This is a genomic window from Paenibacillus sp. GQ49 (assembly GCF_059759055.1).
On record NZ_JCAXEL010000001.1, the window covers coordinates 378,959 to 398,130 of the forward strand.

Genomic DNA, 19,172 nt, shown 5'->3' on the forward strand with positions numbered 1-19,172 from the left:
CTTATATTGCGGTAAATATACTCTCTCATGACCAGGTATAACATCTCGTTGAAGACAATCGTCTGGAAAGGAGTCTTTATGGAACGTTCACCTGTTCGTACGACTATTCAAGCAGAATCCGGTATTCCGTTCCGCCTGGTGTACAGCGATACCAAATCCCCTCAGAACGAGTTGCCAGATCACCTTCACGACTGGCATGAAATTATCTATGTATATCGTGGACAGGGAAGCATCTTTATTGATACGGGACTTGAGAATATGCAGGAAGGAGATCTGTTCATTATACCGGGCAGCACGGTTCATCGAGCCTTGCCGGATGCAGGCAATCCTGTCACATCTTCCGCATTGTTCTTCAGCCCGGGATTGCTGGCATCGACCGCCGGAGGTGCTGCTTCTTCCTTGCTAAGCCTGTTTGAACGTTGTCGTAAACAACGCGTGTATAAGAGGCATCTGAACACAGAGGAGCAATCACAGGTGGCCGCCCTCATTGATGATATTCAGGCCGAATTCCAGCTCGGTCATCATCTAAGCGCACATGCGGCCCTGTTAAGGCTGCAATTGTTGCTCATTTTCCTGGAACGTCTGGAAGCTGCAGGACCTGCGAATCCGGGTAAATCCGCTCCGGGTCCCTCATGGCTCTCTTCTACGATCTCTCATATTGACGATAACCTTCGGAATGGCCTTTCCCTCCCTGAACTGGCGCAGTACGCCTCTGTATCCCCTGCCCATTTCAGTCGTGCCTTCAAACGATACACGGGTATGACTCTAACGGATTATGCATTAGCGCGAAGGGTTATTATGGCGAAAGAGCATCTGCTGCAAGGGGATGAGACGATGGCAGCCGTTGCCGATGCTTGCGGGTTCGACAGCCTGCCCCACTTTTACCGTCAATTCAAAAAATTAACCGGTACAACACCCGCAGCATACCGCAGAACCATGAACAGTTCTCGTTAAAATAGAACCAGACTGGAACATAGGTGCCTGGGCCTAATCATATATATCCACATATTCTTCCATATGGAAGATGTGGTATGATAATCTGGATTATTACTTGTCGGAAACATTGCATTCCGTTGTCAGAGGAGCTTAGCATTCCATGTTATACGAATTAGATCGCAGGAATATCGGCATCTTCGCCCATGTGGATGCAGGGAAAACAACCACCACCGAGCATATGTTATACGAGAGTGGTGTCGTCCGCAGTCCGGGACGCGTGGATGACGGAACAACAGCCACAGACTCCTTGGACATTGAGAAAGAACGTGGCATATCCGTTCAGGCAGCCATGACCTCTCTGATCTGGAAGAACACCATCATTGACCTCATTGATACGCCTGGTCACATTGATTTTAGCTCCGAAGTAGAGCGAACGCTACGGGTAATGGATGGCGCTATTCTCATTCTGTCGGCAGTTGAAGGCATTCAGTCCCAGAGTGAAGCCATCTGGCATGCCCTTCGTTCACTCCGCATACCAACCATCATTTATATTAATAAAATGGATCGGATTGGCGCGTCTGCCCCAGCGGTAATGGAGCAGATTCGTTCCACCCTGTCCCCTTTCGCATGCGAAATCCAAGCGTATCAGCTCCATGAAGATTCATTTCATGGCATCGACTCCCTATGGAACCCGAATCAAGATTCTCTGTTAGATGGGACACCTTCCATTCCAGGTCTGGTCGAGATCCTTGCCGAGCTGGACGAAGAGGTGATGGAAGCCTACATCCAGGAAACTCCGTTATCGCAAAGGGATCTGAATGAAGCATTCCTGCGGTATGTGCATCAGGGTGAGATGTTCCCTGTGTGTTATGGCGCTTCCGGCAAAGGAATTGGCGTCACGGCATTGCTGGACGCAGTCCTTGCATTCCTGCCCCCACCTGCACAACCAGTGGATTCTCCCGTATCGGGTGTTGTATTCAAGATTGAACGTGATCGCACGATGGGACGCACGGCTTACGTCCGTATGTATGGTGGCAGCTTACACAATCGGGATACCATCCATAATTCGACGAGGGAGCTTGAAGAGAAAGTGACGCAGATTCGCCGTATGGATGGACGGAAATGGGCGGATACCGGTGCCGTTCACGCGGGGCAGATTGCTGCGCTGTATGGACTGAGTGACACACATGTGGGTGACATTATCGGCAATCCTGAAGGTGTACCTCCTCTGCCACAGTTGGCTGTGCCTTTGCTGACCGTACAAGTACATGGCAAGGACCCGGCACGTTACCCCGATCTTGTCGCAGCATTGCAAGAGTTGACGGATGAAGACCCCTTACTCGACCTGCAATGGTTGCCGGAGGAACGTGAACTGCATCTCAAGGTCATGGGAACCATTCAGCTTGAGATTTTATCCAGCCTGTTGCTAAGTCGTTTCGGATTGAATGTCGTGTTTGATCCACCATCCGTCATCTATAAGGAGACACCACGTACAGCCGGAGAAGGTTACATCGCCTATACGATGCCTAAGCCCTGCTGGGCCATCCTCCGCTTCAAGATTGAACCTTTGCCTCGCGGAAGCGGTCTGATCTATGCCTCAACCGTAAGGACAGATGATCTGCTGTTACGTTATCAGAATGAAGTTGAACGACGAATTCCGGAAGCCTTGTCTCAAGGTATGCTCGGTTGGGAAGTAACCGATCTGCGCATCACGCTGGTGGAAGGGGAACATCATGTCTGGCATACACATCCGCTGGATTTTGTTGTAGCCACGCCTATGGGAATCATGGATGGATTGTCGAGAACAGGTACCACGTTGCTGGAACCCCTTCTTCAGTTCCGGCTGACGGTCCCGGAGGAATACGGCGGTAAGGCCCTTAGCGATCTGGTACATATGCGGGCAACCTTCGAAGCCCCCGTCATTGGTAGTGGACGTTGTATTATTGAAGGAGTTATGCCTCTTGCCACCTCAATGGATTATCCGGTGAAACTGCGTTCCGAGACAAGCGGCCGCGGAGTGCTTACGACTTCGTTTGCCGGATACCAAGATTGTCCTGCGGATGTGAATCATACTCGCAAACGCAGAGGAGTTAACCCGCTGGATCAATCGAAATATATTTTAAGTGTACGAAACGCGATTACATCATAAATGGAGTTGAACCTGTGCTTATTAAATTTCTTATCTTTGGCCTTTTATGGCGGATTGTAGGTAATCCGTTCATTGCCATCCTCATTTTACTCGTTATACTGTATTTCCTGGATCGTCGTTACGTTGGGGTGTTCCCAAGCTTCACGAAACCTCTTAAACGTATGCGTAACATCTCCCGGCTTCGGCAACAGCTTGCCATGAGTCCCAATGAAGTTTCTTCCAAGCTGGAACTGGCTCGCCTGTTAATTGAGCGCAAGCGTTACAGTGAGGCACATGCGTTATTGCTTGAACTGGAGCGCCCATACGAACAATCAGCTGAGTACTGGGAGGCATTAGGGACAACTGAGCTTCATCTGGGTAACATCGAAAAAGGCGAACGTCATATTTTGCAAGCCCTCGAAATCAACCCCAGAGTCAAGTACGGACGCCCGTACCTAACCCTTGCTGGAGCCTTCAAAGATACGCATGAGGACAAAGCGCTGGATTATGTGCATCAGTTTCAGGAGATTCATTCCTCTTCCAGTGAAGCTTATTATCTGCTCGGCTCGGTTCACCGTTCCCTCGGACGCAATGCAGACGCGAAGCAGGCATACGAACAATCGTTGAACGTTTATCGTTCGTTACCCAAATACAAAAAACGTCAGGAGCGCCGCTGGGCTGTCCGCAGTTGGTTCCGCAAACGTGGATTGTAATGTCATCGGCTATACGCTGTAATCTTCATATATCACTTTTCTAACCAATAAAAGTGCACTGATCTCTGCCCTCGTATGAGCAGAAACAGTGCACTTTATTCTTAACAACGATATTTAATACACCAATATCTCATGCAGTCGTTCTTCATGAAGACGCATCCAGTCAATCCGCTGTTTAAGCTTCACAATCTGTTCCACAGCCACTTCCGGCTCATCTGTACCCTCAAACATCCGACTGATGAAATGCATGACCACATCCAGGCTGCGCAGCAAAATCAATCGGGGTATGGCCAGCAACTCTTTCGTTTCCAGGCTGACCTGTTCCCGAAATCCCCTGATCAGTCCCTCCTGTGCCTGCCACATCCAATCTTCACTCTTGTCCATGGTAAGGAGGTCAGACATCGGAACAGCCAGCTCCATTACCCGCAAATCCCATGTCGCAAATTCAAAATCCAAAATGGCACAGATTTCACCATCCTGCGGATCTGCCAATACATTTGAGGCATTTACGTCCCCATGAACCAATTGATGCGGCAACTGTTCCATTCCCTGCAGGGCTTCAAACAGATCTGGCAGCGCATCCCTCAGTTGCTTCAGCTCATGCGCACAGGCGACCAATTGCTCCGGCGGCGATGTGCATAGCTGTAATAATCGTGCTGGTGAACAGAGCGGATATGCATCCTGAATTCGATAGTACGGCGGATACACAGGTTCAAGTGTTATATCCAGCGTTGCCATAACAGAAGACAGGGCCCCCGCCGCTTTACCGAGCCCTATCAATTGATCTGGTATATGCCAGATGGGATTGACGCCTTCCCTATAATGAAACAAAGTCACAATTTTGGTATGACCTGTGAGGGTATCTTTTACAGGAAGGAATGTACCTCCCTCACCAGATAACCGCCTTACAGGTGAAGGTGTATCAAGCTTAAAGTTCGAACATTGAAGGGCTGCCAGCACCTCGTGTTCAAAGGTGATTTTCATCGGATCATTATGTGTTTCATATTGTCTCATGACGTAATTAGTCCCGTCTACATGGAGCATGTAAGTAGAATTATTCATCCCACCCTTTCCACGCTCGCCTTTCCAATCCGATGTGAAACCATATAAAGCCAACACTTCGGATATACGCTGCTGCTCTGAAGGATGGAGGGAACCGTAATCGATGTTTTGCACCAAAAATTAACCCCTTTATCTCACAAAATGGAACTGTCTTCTATTTATCTTAAAGGAAGTCCATCGCTCGGTCTAGTTCTGTTCCAAAGTGATCAAGAGAACGGATAATATCCCGTCCGATTAAGCTGCTCCGCAATGACACGATACCCTCTTGCATTGGGATGCACTCTATCCCAGAACAACAGTTCACGTTCACGACCTTCAAATCTGTCATACACCTGAGCACACGCATAGTTGCCTGATCCCGCTCCATTCAGAAACAAATTATATTGGCGCACCCAGTACGCAGCTTCCGTCGCTTGTGGGTACGGGTTGTACAATCCGATGGATCGGACCATATACTCATGGTTACCCTTTAACTGCCGAATGTGCCGCATGATCTGGGATACATTACTGCGGGTTTCTCCGAGCACCTGTGTCATTTTGCCGGCATTTGGAATGCCATTACTTGCTTTGAACGTACGAATCAGATCATTCCCGCCAATGGATATGGTAATGATATCCGCTTCACGGAGCGATTGCCGCACTCGGGGATGCGAAGAGATCATCTGCAACATTTCCCCCGACGTCAGTCCATTTACGCCCATATTTTCCATGGATACAAACGTACGAACATTCATTTCTGCCATTCGCCGATATAAAGGAACAAAGCCGGTGCCCAGCAACGCTCCTGTACCTACCGTTAATGAATCTCCTATAGCCACATATCGATATACCATCCCGTCGCCCCTCTCTGCTGTGATTTCTCTGAACAATAATGAACTGCTCTATATCTTATGATGAGTGGCAAGACAAGGCGCGGGATGGTGTCCTTAGGCATGCACCTTTCTTTTGCTGCACAAGACCACTGTTCTTCTGTAGAGGTAAAAAAAGAAAAAAGCCCTGCCGCATAACGCGGCAGAGCCAGATTCATTGCAATGATTGCAATGCATTACATGCCTATGGTCCGATCCGAATCAACGGAATCTGATTGTTCCTTGTTCCGGAATGGCCACCAGTTGGCCCGGCCAAACATCTTCACCATCACTGGGACGAAGAATGGCAGGAACAGCAGAGAGTACAAGATCAATCCGCTAAGGACGACTGTGGCAATCTGCATCATCGAGAGAACACCGGATGGATACATGGCAGCAAATGTACCGCTCAGAATGACCGCGGCAGATAGAATAACGGTTCCCATGTTCTTCATCGCGTACAACATGGCATCCTGTACTTTCATGCCTTTGTTCTCATTGAAACGGTCCATCAGGAAGATGCTATAATCCACACCGAGTGCAATCAGCATGACAAATCCGAAAAACGGAGTAACCCAGCTGATACCTGCGAATCCGAGGATATTAACAAAGATCACTTCGGTTAACGCCATCGATGTGAAATAAGCCAGTAATAAGGAAACGATCAGATACAATGGCATAATGACCGAGCGAAGCAGCACGACCAGAATAATGAATGTACCCGCCAGCATCAGCATTACAGTACGTGTATAGTCGTTATTCGAGATCTCCTGCAGATCTGCAAATGTACTCGTAACGCCACCTATGGCGATGTCTGCTTTTTCAAGCGTACTGCCTTGTACCGCACGATGTACTGCCGCCTCAATGTCAGGAACACGATCAATGGCTTCTGTTCCGTATGGATTTTCGGCGAAAATAACATCAATCGTCATTGTTTTTCGATCTTTGGACAGATACGTATCAAATACCTGTTTGAAGTCTTTGCTGTTCAGTGCTTCTTCAGGAACGTACCAGCCTGCCAAATCGGAATCTGGTGAATTTTGCAATTGCGTCAGGTAGTCCTGCGCTGAATCCAGACCCCCGGATACCTGTTTGATACCATCGACACTTTGATTCAATCCATCCGTCAGTTGTGTCAGCTGACCACTCAGATCCGAGAAGCCTTGCTGGATTTTCTCCTGTCCACCTTGAAGCTGACCAAGCCCGTTCTGGATGGAAGGTATCTCCTTAATGACTTTTCCTTGACCATCAGCAGCCTGTTTCAGACCTGTCTCAAGCTGACTGATTCCCGTTATAATCTGGCTTAGACCATCGGCAAGAGCCTTCTGTCCGGCTGCTGCGGAGGCAAAGCCTTCATTGGCCTGATTAATTCCAGCAGCGGCTTCTCCCAGCTTGGTCTTAATCTGACCCAAACCTTGAGCGAGCTGCGCTGTACCTGAACCTGTTTCACCTATCGTACCTTTGATACGCTGGTAGTCCGCATCCTGCTGCAATTCAGGATAACGCTCTTCGAGTGCTGTGAAGGATTCAGACAGACTGGTTAGAGCTGATGAAACCCCGTTCAGCTGTTGTTCCAGTTCGCGGGTTCCATCCCCCAATGCAGCGACCCCTGCTCCCGCCTGACGATAGGCTTCAAGCAACTGATTGTTCGCCTGTGCAAGTTGATCTGCACTTGTTTTGGCTTGCTGGAGCCCTGCTTTCAGATCCCCAGCACCTGCGGAACCATCTCGAATACCTTTTTCAATCTGCCCAAGTCCCTGACTGAGTTGCGTGATACCCGATTGCAACTGGGAGGTTCCTTTGGTAAGTTCACCTGCTCCATCAGCAGCTTCTTTTAACTGTGGTTCATTTTTACTTAGCTGACTGCTGGCTTCACTCAGGCCATCACGGATTTTGTCCAGACCCGTCTTGCCTTCACCCAGTCCATCCGATAATGTTCCCACTTGCTGTGTAACTTCAAAATCTTTAATCTCATCACCCGTAGGTCGTGTCATACTGCGAACACCAGCGACTCCGGCTACTTTCTCTACTTCCCGGCTAATTTTCTCGGCAACGGCCATATATTTCGCATTATCCATCGCTTCATCGTTCTGGATAACGATCTGACCCGGCAGCGATTCACCCGGACCAAAGCTGTCAGAGATAATGTTAAAAGCTTTTACGGAATCATATTTCTCGCCAATCTCATCGAGACTGTTGAACGACAGTTTGCCATCGTAGGTTGCCAGAAGAGGCACACAGACAGCTGCAACGATGAGCAGCGCAGCCCATGGACGTTTAAGTGAAAAGCGACCAGCTGCACCATAGATCTTGCTCTCTGCATGTTCAAGTGAACCCTTCGACGGCCAGAATAACTTCTTGCCCAACACCGCCATGAAGAATGGCACGATGGTCACCAAGGCAAGCATCATCACAGCAATACCTACAGCTACGGCAACCGCAGAGCGGTACAACATAAACTGGGCAAAGCCAATCGCAATGAATCCAACCAGCACAGCTAGTGCTGAGAAGAGTACCGTTTTACCGGCAGTACGGTAGGTCGCAATGATGGCATCCCACGTATTCTCATGATGAGCCAGTTCTTCCTTGAACCGACTGATCAGCAGGATGCAATAATCCGTACCAATCCCAAACATGACGGCGACCATGAAGATCTGTGTAAACGTGGATATCGGGAAGTCGAGCCCATCCACCAGGAATGCAACAATCTGTTGCGATACAATGTAACTGATCCCCACCGTCAGCAGCGGGACAAACGGAGCTACAAACGAACGGAACACCAGGAACAGAATAAGTAAAATAAAGACAACGGTAATATATTCCGATTTCTTAAGCCCCTCTTGTGAACTTTCAATGGTGTCTTCATCAATCAGACCTTTACCGGTTATGTAGTGCTCCACATTGACTGACTTCAATGCTTCATTCAGGTCTTCCCGCATTTCCTTGACCGTACGATCTCCCTGATCAATGGATAGCGATGTTAGAATCGTTTTGCCATCAGCTGAGATCATCTTCTCGGACAATTCAGGCTGAGAGAAAGGTTCCAGAATGGACAGAATGCCCAACTTCTCCTTGTCGGCCTCCAAGTTTTTAACGGCCTTCTCTGCTTCTTGTTTCCCCGTGGTACCCAGACCATCGGGATTATAGAATACAAGAGCAATCTGGCTGCCCTGCTGTTCCCCCTCTTGTGCTGCAGCTTCATTCAAAATCGCTGCTGCCTGTGTGGAAGAGTAACCCTCAGGAACTGAAAACTGTCCCTTTTCCCGAATCAGTTCACTCATGTTAGGGGCAGTAAACATCAATACGGCAGCTACAACTACCCATAACCCCATCAACCACCATCGTGCTTTCAATATCGTTCTCATTCGTTCTCCTGTCCTCCTTCATGCGATAACAAAGCTGCAAGCTTCTCAAAAGATTCAATGAAATTACGAACCTCTTCCGGCGTAAAATGAACCAGATAAGGCTCCAGAATCTGCTGTATTTCCTGTTCTGTCTCCCTGTACACCTGGCTTCCGGTCTCTGTCAGAGTCAAATATACGACCCGGCGGTCGCGTTCATCTCCGGCTCGATGGACCAGATCCCGATCCACCAGCTTGTTGACCAAAGCAGTAATACTGCTCTTGCCTATGCACAGAAGTTCTGCAAGATCAGAGGGCGTACAAGACTGCTTCTCATTAATGAGTCGAAGTGAACAGAACTGATCCATCGTCAAAATCTGCCCTACACGTTCACGTATCTGGGTATCAAACCGTTTGGTTACCAGGAAAGAAGCATCCAAATAGCGGTTAACCAAACTTCCAGCATCCGGTGTGTTCATTCATCATTCTCCTTTCGTAATATAGTTCACTTAACGAACTATTCTCATTTGAAACTATTCTATAATGAAACTATATTGAAAAGCAATACTTTGTTCCTGCTTTTTTTGATGAAAACGACAAAAAAACAGGACGTCCGACTCAGCTCATTGCCAAATCCAACATCCTGTAATGATTATAATCCATATATTCCTTAAAGTAATAAAAGGCCTCCGTGCTACTCTTCGTCTGTATCTTCCTCTTTTTCAAGCACACAACGGAATCGCTCCACACCTGGGAATAATTCACCCAGACTATATACCACGAACCCCGTATTCCGATAAAACTCGACGGCTTCCAGCTCGGTCTCAGCAATCAGTCTATCTGGATTGTATGTTGCCAACAGCTGTGAGATCATACCACGTCCATAATTTTTAAAGCGGTTTTCAGGCAAAACCGAGATATGATGAATGGTAACCTCACTTGTTCCTGTCTTCTCATATCCAATCAGACCGATCAATTGTCCCTCATCTTCGTAACCGCCCATTTGCAATTCGTCTTTCTCTACATATTGTTGCAACGCACGGTTCAAGTGATCCGGATCAGGAAAAACCGAGTAGGACAACAGCTCCTGTACTTCCGGCTCCTGTATGCGTGATTTCAGATTAATTAACACCTTGATTCCTCCTATACCTTGCTTGTTTCCGTTATCGTATTGTAGTCGTTAGCCTCTAAAAGTTCAAGTCGTGTGCCGATTCAACTCCGACAACGATCTCCCTTCAGACCACACATTAAGAGTGCCGGGTCCATGGTCAGGTCCCGGCAGAGAGTTTATTGCTTTTGTACAGCAAAACGAAGCAGTTCACAACGAAATTGTGTCGGTTCATCATACTTTTCCTCTTCAATCGTCTGTGTAACATGTTCCTGAAGCAGAATATTCCAGCCTTTGTAGGCATCCTCCAGTATAGCAATCGCCTCGGCTGTGGGCAGGTTCAGTTCAATTAATGGTTCAATCTCCTTGTCTGTATTGATTTCTTTTTCCTCCACATTGGTACTCATCGTAATACAATGAATGCCCCCTGTACGAGTTCCCTCTTGTAATCGTTCTATCGCTTCCATGAAGGCTTGCTTATTTGAGACATGTTCCAGACAAGAACATGCAGCAATATAATCAAAATAGTTTGGCTCCACAGCATAATGTTCAACATCTGCTTTCACTGCCTGCACGATATGATCAACCTGATATTCTTTCGCATACTTGCGAAGTCCGTCTACGGCCTCATCCAGCAAATCCACACCGATGACTTCACTGTTCGTTTTTGCAAGGCGCTGTGCAATCGGTATCGTATGCCTTCCCACTCCGCATCCCAGATCGAGGACACGCAATTCTTCCTTGTGAGCAAGTAGACGTTCCAGCATATCCATCACCATAGGCATGGGCCTCGACATCCAGGTACCGGAGGCGAATAATTCATTATTCTGATAGAAATTGGAATGATAACCTGCCTCTGCTTTTCGCGCAGCTTCAAATTGTTCGTTTCCCATCAAGATACCCCCATCGTTTAGTAAATGATTTGCATCTTCTACTTAATACCCAGATTGTCACAAAAAAATCAATTAAAAGCAGGCGACAGATTTTTCTTCATAAAGGATTTCAGTGCCGCCTCATATCCGGTGCGATCGACTTGAAACGCTGTGCCATGACCCGCACGGGGGACGGTCAGCAATTCCTTTTCGGTTGGGCAGGCTTCATACAACCTGTACACCATTTCCGTTGGTACAAACGTATCAGCCTCTCCGTGGATGAATAACACGGGAACGTTAACTTTGGCAAGCTGCTTGAGAGCCGAAGCCTCTCTAAAGGAATACCCTGCTTTCCACCGGGAGATCAGACTTGTGACAGGTATAAACGGAAATGCTGGAAGCTTGTATAATTGCTTTAACTGGAACGTTAGTTCTTCTTCCACAGATGTATACGCACAATCAGAGACAATCGCTTTAACCTGAATCGGCAGGACTTCACCACCTGTCATCAGTACGGTTGCTCCTCCCATGGATATGTCGTGCAATATGATTTCCCCTTGTGTACCCACTTTTTCAAGCACCCAGTTCGTCCATTGGACATAATCCTTACGATCTAACCAACCAAAACCGATGATATCACCTTCACTCTGTCCATGACCTCGATCATCTGGCATGAGTACGTTATAACCATGCTTTTCCGCATAAAACCGGGCGAATCCAGCCATTTCTCTGCCTCTCCCCGAATAACCATGTGCCAGAATAACCGTCTGATCCGACCCTTTATTGGAACCGAGCCATGTACCATACAGTTTTAATCCATCATGTGATTGAAGAGATATCTCTTCTGTAGGCTGAGCATCCAGCCACTTCAGGTCAGAAGCACTGCTAATGATTTCATTGTCCGGTTCAGGCATCAGATTTGGATTATCTACCAAAAACGTTTTTGCTGTACGGCGAATGGCCGTTTTGAAAAAATAAAGCCCTCCTGCCCACAGAAGAGCAAGAACGATCAGTACCAGTGCTGCAAGTACGTAGAATAACATGAACAAGCCCTACCCTCTTTCCTTATTAAGATATATTCAATCTTTACTTACTCGTTGCAGTGCTACACATGCTGCTTGATAGGCGGGTAACAAAGCATCCAGCAAAGGTTCTGCTTTCCGTGATTGACCTTCCTTCGCCAACTGCTCTATCCGGGCAAACAAAGTTGATAAATAACGAATCCCCAGGCTCAGACTCCCTGATTTCAGATCATGGGCTACCTCGGTTGCAGCAGCATGGTCACCGGACACAATATGTCTGCGCAGCGCCTCAATTTTGCCAGGTGTATCGGTACGATACATGTCCAACAACATACCAAGGAGTGTACGATCGCCATCGGTGTTTAATTCCGCAATCTCATGTACGATGCTCATATTTAGTACCTCGGTCGGTTCGGAGGATTGCTGCCACTTCTCGATCATCTTGCTCAGAATTTCCAGCGTGAAGGGTTTGCCAATAAAGTCATTCATCCCGGCTTCCTTACACTTGTCTTTCTCTCCCTGCATGACATTACCTGTCATTGCAATGATTGGTGTGGTATGGCGCATTTCATCCATTTCTATCGAGCGGATTTTGCGTGTTGCCTCCAAACCGTCCATCAATGGCATCATATAGTCCATGAGAATCAAACTGTATTTTTTGCTGAGAAAAGCAGCTATTGCCTCTTCCCCATTCACTACAGCGTCCACTTGGGTTATTCCCAGTTTCTTGAGCTGCAACATAACAAGCTGTCGGTTGATGACATTATCATCGGCCAGCAATACAGATACAGAAGGAGCTTCATCATCCATATCCTGCCCCTGTTGCTCTTGAGCGGAAGCAACAGACTGGTTAGCGGACTGGTTACCGTCTTTCTTACCAAGTGTAAGTTCGAACCAGAATGTTGATCCTTCACCCTCCTGACTGTCTACTCCAATCCGACCTTCCATCAGTGTAACGAGCGACCTGCAGATCGATAATCCAAGGCCAGTTCCTCCATACTCACTTGAGCGTCCTCGTTCAGTCTGCATGTAGGGTTGAAATAACTGGTTCTGATCTTCTTCCGAGATACCAATCCCCGTGTCTTCGACTTCAAAGCGGATCATTTGTGTAACTTCATCATCTTCCATAAGGGTGACTCGTATCCGCACCGTACCTTCTGATGTGAATTTGTTCGCATTCTGAATTAGATTGATCAGTATCTGTGTAATCCTCGTTGAATCCCCTTCAAGAAGAGTAGAGATTCTGGGGTCACAGTCTATCGATAACTGATTTCCGTTCTTTCTGACTTGGGGTTCGAGCAAACGAACAATATAGTTTATCGTCTCTTGCAGATCCACTTCTCCCAGTTCAAGTCGCATCTGACCCGCCTCAAGTTTGGACAGATCCAGAAGATCCTGAATCAGCTTAAGCAGCAGTTTGGCAGCATCCTGTATAACGGAAACGGAATTCTCCTGTTCTTCAGACAATGGAGACAGCTTCAGCATCTCAGCCATCCCCAATATGCCATTTAATGGCGTACGAAAATCATGACTGATGCCTGCAATAAATGCGATTTTTGAATCACCTGCATCTATTGCTTGCTGACGTGCAGCTTCAAGACTTTTATTGTTCTTCGCAAGCAGACGCTGGAGTGTCACCAGTTCATTATTCATATCCGAGAATTCCGAGAGTGTCCGTTCCTCTTGCTCTTTACTCCGGATCATCTGATCCGATAACTGCTCAATCGTTCTGCGTAGCCTCTGTATCTCTCCGCTCTCATTAGACATCACATCATCCCTCTCCTAATCCCTAACCATATCAAGATGATTACATGAAGCTGGCTGAGCCAGTAATTGTTCTGCAACCACTACCGCTTCATCGGCTCCTGGAGCATAACCGTCAGCTCCTATCGTTTTCCACAACTCCTGATCAATATTGAAGGGATATCCCCCAACCATAATCTTCACATGTGCCGTTGCCGGATGATGACGGATCAGATGAATCAACTCTTTTGCCAGATGAAGGTGATACGTCATCGTAACTGAAATCGCAACAACCTCGCCCTGATGCAGCTCAATAGCCTCTATTACACTTCCATTGGGAATATTGGCTCCCAGATAATGGGTATCCCAACCTTCCATCTCGAACACATCTGTGAGCATTCGCAGTCCGATCTCATGTTGCTCACTGCCTACACAGGTAGCCACTAGTTTTTTATCCTGACCCGTATGATTCAACCAGCGGGAATAAAGACGTGACATAAATGACTGGGTCGCTGCCGTACAAAAGTGTTCTTGCCCGACACTGATACGATGGCATTGCCACAATCGTCCAATTTCATATTGGGTGGGCTGAAAGATATATCGATAAATATCTCGAATCGTCACCCCAGCTTCTAACTGGGCTTCAATGATCTCGAACGCTTCTTTCCGTTTATTCTCCAGTAAACACTGCAAGTATGATTGCGCGGCATCTCCATATGGCATGGATTCGTTGATGTAACCCGCCTGTGACTCCAGGTGTGTTGTTCTATATATTCCCATCTCCAGATACTCGAGCAGAAGTGCCTTTGACGGATGGTCAAATTCTTCTTCCAATGTCTCTTTGATCAGATTGAGATTAATCGCCAGGTCTTCTGGTGATACCTTATAACCCTCAAGTAAAACTTTCAGCCAGGCAATATAATGAGTAAACAGACCTGGACTCTGTACGAGCGCACTTTCTGCCAAATAGTTCAAGCTATACTCCGAATCCTGTTTGGTTCGCATTTTTCCATTCTCGCCAAATCGCTCAAGTAAATCAGGCTGTCTGAGATACTGTTTCTCCGTTATTTTATCAGCTAAGTTCGCAGATTCTTGGAGCAATCGTTCTCCTACTTCTTGATGACTGATAGATGCACCTCTCCTCTACCCGCATCACATCTCCATCATCATTCATGACTAATCCAGAATAAGATCGATGTTAGTTAACTTGCAATCGGGATAGGTTCTTCTACTTGATCATGAATGTATAGAACAATCTTCCTATATTATGGAGGGCCTTGCAAGTCAGTCAGCCAGTATATGTCTGTACTTTCCGAGATCCACAAAAAAACTGACCTGCGTTATGAACGCAAGTCAGTTTTCCCTTCTGCCGCCAATCCCAGCTTCTTCAACATCTTAATCGCATCCACTTTCTCGGAAGGGTCAAGTCCTTCCAAAGCATCAATGATGACTTGATGGTGTTGAGGAAATATCTGTGTGAACAATTCTCTTCCTTCCTCGGTTAACTCAGCGTAAATGACACGCCGATCTTCCTTGGATGGTCGACGAAACAGCAGATTTTTATTTTGTAACTTATCTACAACATACGTAATATTACCACTGGACATTAACACCTTTTCACCAATCTTTTGCAATGCCTGCGGTCCCTTATGATATAACAAATCAAGCACACCAAATTCTGTCGTATTCAGTCCGTGACTCTGGATGTCCCGATTGGAACGTGAGGTCACAGAATTGTAGGCCCGAACAAGAACCACGAATAATTGTAAAGACAGTTCCCGGTTGTCCTCCGTGTTCAGCATTTCAATAATCCTCCATCAGTTGTTTACATTTCGGCTCGTATGGGGGGCCAGCTTCTGCTCCCACTCCTCACGGAGCATCCCCATACGAATTGAATCATAGTACTGCCCGCGAACGATACGACACTTCCGCATTCGCCCCTCCACCTGTAATCCGGCTTTCACAGCCGCACGCATCATTCGTTCATTACCAGACCAAGTAGTCAATCCAACCCGAACCAAAGGCAGCTGTTCAAACAAATGACTTGACCACATGACAAGTGAGCGTGTGCCAACCCCGCGTCCCCACTGGACAGATCTGTATATTACAATCCCCATTTCCAGCCACATGGATAACTCATCTTCTATGTAATAGCTGATTGTACCCACAATTTGTCTGTCGGATTCAATGATACGGATTGATACGGGTCTGGAATCGTCTGGATCTACGTCCATACGTTTGAGCATACCTTGTTCAAAACTTTCAAAACTTTCGTGTTTAAGTGGGTAATAGGGTGCATCCCATTGCTTCCATTCAGGTACGTCATCACTGTAGATCAATTCGTAGAGTTCTTTCAGATCCTGTTTCTCCACACACCTGAGTACAAGTTCACCATCAACGATTGGCAGTTCTTTCATACGATGAAAAGCACCCTCTTCCTTATTAAGAACGATGAAGCTCTTCGATACTTCCGTCCGCATTGGCAAGAATGACTGTACTAGCCATATCCACAAATAGTCCGTTATCAACAACACCTGGTAACATGTTCAATTGAACATTAAGATCGGCAGCGTGATCAATCGCCTCCAAGTGGCAATCTGCTATCAGGTTTCCGTTGTCTGTCAGATAACGTTGCTGTCCATCCATCCGCCACTGTGGTTGACACCCCAATTTTTCGAGCGCCTGGAAGGTCCACTCAGAAGCAAATGGAACCACCTCAACTGGAAGCGGGAATTTCCCCAACTTTTGCACGGCTTTGCTGCCATCCGCCACAATAATTAATTTGTCACTATTGGCTGCCACGATTTTCTCACGCAAAAGAGCCCCGCCCCCCCCTTTAATCAGGTTAAATTCGGGATCTACTTCATCAGCGCCATCAATGGTCAGATCCAGACGTCCAATCTGGTCAAATGGGACGATGGGAATCCCCCATTCACGGGCAAGTTTGTCCGAAGCCTCTGAAGTGGCAACCGCTTGAATGTTCAATCCATCACGTACCCGCTCACCGATCCGGCAGATGGCATAATAAGCTGTTGAACCTGTACCCAATCCAACCTTCATTCCATCTTCAACATATTCTGCCGCACGCTCTGCTGCTATCTGTTTAAGATTCATCTATAAACCCCCGCTGCTCATAATTTGAGAAATGCATATGTAGTTATTATAGATAAAACCGCTTCCGATGTATATCCGTGCCTTCTGTTGCATCTTTGCCAACATATTTTTGTTTGGTTGAAGGATGTATTTTTACCCACCATGTTATAGAATACAGAATGAAGCTAAAAAATGGGAAATTTAAAAATAAACAGTTCTAAATACCTATAAACCATCTGATATGTCCATAAATACGTAAAATATTAAAAAAAATTTAACGATACTATTCAATTTAACGACATTTTATACGACATATTAATTATAGATGTGTTTTAATAATTAGACACCTATGGTTCATACGGTACATAAGTCTCTACGAAAGCGACTGATAAACCAAGACCATGGTCGCATAAATTTCCTTTGGAGGGGATCACGGAATGATCTAGTTCACTGTACCAATGCAACCCTAAAGTTTCTTAATTTAAAGAAGATCAGGAGTGGAATTTAGTGAAATCATTAAGTTGGAAAAGCATGTCGTTTTTCTCCAAAAATTTGTTACTCTCATTTACTAATATCGTTATCATCGGGGTAGCACTTATCGCAAGCAGTTACTATTTTCAAAAAACAGTTCTTGTTGATCAACTGCATGGACAGGTGGAGCAAATTACCAAGAAGTGGGCTGAAGATATCAATCCTGCCGAGGTACAAGCTGCAATTACAGAAGGTAGCTATGATGGAGCAACACAAACGAAATTACGATCGTATTTCGATGAAATGCAAGAATATTATCCTAACATTGCACAAGCCTACATCTTCGGTGTTGAGCTCGGTGGCGATAACAAGAGATTAACTTCCCTTGTAGCGATGCCGACCAACCTAAGAGAGGCTTTTCAAAGTGAGAACGTAAATATTGGTGACATGTATGAGCAGCCGGTCGTTGTAGCCAATGCACTGAAAGAAATGCTTAATACGGATCGCCCAACATTTACAACATTTTATTCCGATGATTTCGGAACATGGACAACCATTGCATATCCAATCAAAGACAGCAACGGAAAGATTTTCTCATATTTTGCCGTTGATGCAGATGCATCAGCCGTACCTGCGGGACTAAACTCCTTGCTCAAAAACGGAATTATCATCCTTGTGGCCTTCTTGCTGTTATTCCTGATTATCCAATACCTTGTAGTTAAAAACACACTTTCCCCTATCCGTCACTTGATCAAAGGAATTGATGACGTCAGTCGGGGTAATTTGAATGTCAACATTCCGACAGGCAAAGACGATCTGGGACTCGTTAACGAGAAGTTCAACACCATGGTTCGCAAAATCAACGATACTATCGTAAAAGTGCAAATCACATCACAAGAAGTAAATCAGTCTGCCAAAGAGCTATATGAAGTTTCCGAGCGCAACAGTGAGAATGCAGATTCCATTAATAATAATGTGACTCAAATTACTTCCAACATTCGTTCACAGGAACAGGCAACCCGGGATAGTGCACGTGCCATGTCCGAGATGGCTACCGTAATCCAGACGATTGCCAGCAGCTCCGCAAGTGTAGCAGATGAAGCCTATGAAATGGAACGTCGTTCGCAACAAGGTAACAGTGTTGTCCGTCAGGTATCTGAACAGATGAATCTGATTACGGAATCGGTTAAAAATACCGCTTCTGCCATTGAGGTTCTGGAGAGCCGTTCACAGGAAATCGGCGATATTCTCAATATCATCTCGGGAATCTCCAGCCAGACCAACTTGCTTGCTCTTAATGCATCCATTGAAGCAGCTCGTGTTGGTGAAGAAGGAAGAGGATTTGCAGTTGTTGCAGGTGAAGTACGCAAACTTGCCGAGCAGTCTGAACAAGCAACCAGCCAGGTTGGCGTATTGATCCAAGAGATTCAAGCTGGAATTAAACAAGCTGTACGTGCTATGGAACAAGGTACGTCCGAAGTAGATACAGGGCTCAGCGTAGCCGATCAAACAGGACAACTGTTCGAAGATATTTTAGAAGCAGCGAAAAAAGTATCTAATCAGATTCAGGAAGTATCAAGCGCGACGGAAGAAATCTCTGCGGGTACGGAGGAAATGACCGCTACAGCAGACGACTTGTCTTCAAGCGTAAGTAAGACAGCAGACAGCAGTGAACAGATTTCCTCATCTGTTGATGAGCAAAAAGCATCTTTGATTACACTGGTAGACTCCTCCACACGCCTTAACAGCATGTCTGAGGAACTCCAAGAATTGATCTCTCATTTCAATGTAAGCAAACAATAATTCAAATCCACAAACATTCGGTTTGAACCAAG

Annotated in this window: 16 protein-coding genes; 4 read left to right on the forward strand and 12 right to left on the reverse strand. The window is 46.4% G+C overall.

Annotated features, from left to right (window positions below):
• Positions 1 to 78: 78 nt before the first annotated feature.
• From AC6CIF_RS01835 to AC6CIF_RS01845, 3 genes are all read left to right on the forward strand, one after another.
• Positions 79 to 954 (forward strand): helix-turn-helix domain-containing protein, encoded by an 876-nt coding sequence (locus AC6CIF_RS01835; RefSeq protein ID WP_498197565.1) that lies wholly within the window; start codon positions 79 to 81, stop codon positions 952 to 954.
• A gap of 142 nt (positions 955 to 1,096) precedes the next feature.
• A complete protein-coding gene (locus AC6CIF_RS01840) occupies positions 1,097 to 3,085 on the forward strand; it encodes a GTP-binding protein (RefSeq protein WP_498197566.1) in 1,989 nt (662 codons plus the stop codon).
• 14 nt (positions 3,086 to 3,099) lie between these two features.
• The gene (locus AC6CIF_RS01845) at positions 3,100 to 3,777 is read left to right on the forward strand and encodes a tetratricopeptide repeat protein (RefSeq protein WP_026081149.1); all 678 of its coding nucleotides are present in this window, start codon (positions 3,100 to 3,102) and stop codon (positions 3,775 to 3,777) included.
• 114 nt (positions 3,778 to 3,891) lie between these two features.
• Here the strand turns inward: AC6CIF_RS01845 and AC6CIF_RS01850 are convergent, their stop codons facing one another.
• The 12 genes from AC6CIF_RS01850 to rpiA all read right to left on the reverse strand — a co-directional run bounded on the left by AC6CIF_RS01850 (position 3,892) and on the right by rpiA (position 16,887).
• Entirely contained in the window at positions 3,892 to 4,953 is a 1,062-nt protein-coding gene (locus AC6CIF_RS01850) for a phosphotransferase (RefSeq protein ID WP_498197567.1), read from the reverse strand.
• 92 nt (positions 4,954 to 5,045) lie between these two features.
• Entirely contained in the window at positions 5,046 to 5,672 is a 627-nt protein-coding gene (locus AC6CIF_RS01855; protein WP_498197568.1) for an SGNH/GDSL hydrolase family protein, read from the reverse strand.
• A gap of 212 nt (positions 5,673 to 5,884) precedes the next feature.
• Complete coding sequence (locus tag AC6CIF_RS01860; RefSeq protein ID WP_498197569.1) at positions 5,885 to 9,052, reverse strand: MMPL family transporter; 3,168 nt, start codon at positions 9,050 to 9,052, stop codon at positions 5,885 to 5,887.
• Positions 9,049 to 9,507 carry a MarR family winged helix-turn-helix transcriptional regulator gene (locus tag AC6CIF_RS01865; RefSeq protein ID WP_433752683.1) on the reverse strand — a complete coding sequence of 153 codons (459 nt, stop codon included), beginning with the start codon at positions 9,505 to 9,507 and terminating at the stop codon, positions 9,049 to 9,051. The genes AC6CIF_RS01860 and AC6CIF_RS01865 overlap by 4 nt, the downstream gene beginning before the upstream one ends.
• A 215-nt stretch (positions 9,508 to 9,722) precedes the next feature.
• On the reverse strand, positions 9,723 to 10,160 hold the full coding sequence (locus tag AC6CIF_RS01870) for a GNAT family N-acetyltransferase (protein WP_498197570.1): 438 nt from the start codon (positions 10,158 to 10,160) through the stop codon (positions 9,723 to 9,725).
• A gap of 155 nt (positions 10,161 to 10,315) precedes the next feature.
• Positions 10,316 to 11,029: a class I SAM-dependent methyltransferase gene (locus AC6CIF_RS01875; RefSeq protein ID WP_498197572.1), complete on the reverse strand. Its 714-nt coding sequence runs from the start codon at positions 11,027 to 11,029 to the stop codon at positions 10,316 to 10,318.
• A gap of 68 nt (positions 11,030 to 11,097) precedes the next feature.
• Complete coding sequence (locus AC6CIF_RS01880; protein WP_498198179.1) at positions 11,098 to 12,051, reverse strand: alpha/beta hydrolase; 954 nt, start codon at positions 12,049 to 12,051, stop codon at positions 11,098 to 11,100.
• 36 nt (positions 12,052 to 12,087) lie between these two features.
• Positions 12,088 to 13,797: an ATP-binding protein gene (locus tag AC6CIF_RS01885; RefSeq protein WP_498198181.1), complete on the reverse strand. Its 1,710-nt coding sequence runs from the start codon at positions 13,795 to 13,797 to the stop codon at positions 12,088 to 12,090.
• 15 nt (positions 13,798 to 13,812) lie between these two features.
• A complete protein-coding gene (locus AC6CIF_RS01890; RefSeq protein WP_498197574.1) occupies positions 13,813 to 14,874 on the reverse strand; it encodes a cobalamin B12-binding domain-containing protein in 1,062 nt (353 codons plus the stop codon).
• A 239-nt stretch (positions 14,875 to 15,113) separates the two neighbouring features.
• Positions 15,114 to 15,575 (reverse strand): MarR family winged helix-turn-helix transcriptional regulator, encoded by a 462-nt coding sequence (locus AC6CIF_RS01895; protein WP_017689273.1) that lies wholly within the window; start codon positions 15,573 to 15,575, stop codon positions 15,114 to 15,116.
• Between the two features lie 15 nt (positions 15,576 to 15,590).
• Entirely contained in the window at positions 15,591 to 16,190 is a 600-nt protein-coding gene (locus tag AC6CIF_RS01900; RefSeq protein ID WP_498197576.1) for a GNAT family N-acetyltransferase, read from the reverse strand.
• Between the two features lie 25 nt (positions 16,191 to 16,215).
• The gene (rpiA, locus tag AC6CIF_RS01905) at positions 16,216 to 16,887 is read right to left on the reverse strand and encodes a ribose-5-phosphate isomerase RpiA (RefSeq protein WP_047842431.1); all 672 of its coding nucleotides are present in this window, start codon (positions 16,885 to 16,887) and stop codon (positions 16,216 to 16,218) included.
• A gap of 510 nt (positions 16,888 to 17,397) precedes the next feature.
• Here rpiA and AC6CIF_RS01910 point away from each other — a divergent pair.
• On the forward strand, positions 17,398 to 19,140 hold the full coding sequence (locus AC6CIF_RS01910; protein WP_498198183.1) for a methyl-accepting chemotaxis protein: 1,743 nt from the start codon (positions 17,398 to 17,400) through the stop codon (positions 19,138 to 19,140).
• The last annotated feature ends 32 nt before the right edge of the window (positions 19,141 to 19,172 follow it).

Bases quoted from the DNA above. Each gene is read 5' to 3' on its own strand.
- AC6CIF_RS01835 (WP_498197565.1), top strand. From the start codon at position 79: ATGGAACGTTCACCTGTTCGTACGACTATTCAAGCAGAATCCGGTATT.
- AC6CIF_RS01860 (WP_498197569.1), bottom strand. From the start codon at position 9,052: ATGAGAACGATATTGAAAGCACGATGGTGGTTGATGGGGTTATGGGTA.
- AC6CIF_RS01865 (WP_433752683.1), bottom strand. From the start codon at position 9,507: ATGAACACACCGGATGCTGGAAGTTTGGTTAACCGCTATTTGGATGCT.
- rpiA (WP_047842431.1), bottom strand. From the start codon at position 16,887: ATGAATCTTAAACAGATAGCAGCAGAGCGTGCGGCAGAATATGTTGAA.
- AC6CIF_RS01875 (WP_498197572.1), bottom strand. From the start codon at position 11,029: ATGGGAAACGAACAATTTGAAGCTGCGCGAAAAGCAGAGGCAGGTTAT.
- AC6CIF_RS01855 (WP_498197568.1), bottom strand. From the start codon at position 5,672: ATGGTATATCGATATGTGGCTATAGGAGATTCATTAACGGTAGGTACA.
- AC6CIF_RS01885 (WP_498198181.1), bottom strand. From the start codon at position 13,797: ATGTCTAATGAGAGCGGAGAGATACAGAGGCTACGCAGAACGATTGAG.
- AC6CIF_RS01910 (WP_498198183.1), top strand. From the start codon at position 17,398: ATGTCGTTTTTCTCCAAAAATTTGTTACTCTCATTTACTAATATCGTT.
- AC6CIF_RS01895 (WP_017689273.1), bottom strand. From the start codon at position 15,575: ATGCTGAACACGGAGGACAACCGGGAACTGTCTTTACAATTATTCGTG.
- AC6CIF_RS01880 (WP_498198179.1), bottom strand. From the start codon at position 12,051: ATGTTATTCTACGTACTTGCAGCACTGGTACTGATCGTTCTTGCTCTT.
- AC6CIF_RS01840 (WP_498197566.1), top strand. From the start codon at position 1,097: ATGTTATACGAATTAGATCGCAGGAATATCGGCATCTTCGCCCATGTG.
- AC6CIF_RS01900 (WP_498197576.1), bottom strand. From the start codon at position 16,190: ATGAAAGAACTGCCAATCGTTGATGGTGAACTTGTACTCAGGTGTGTG.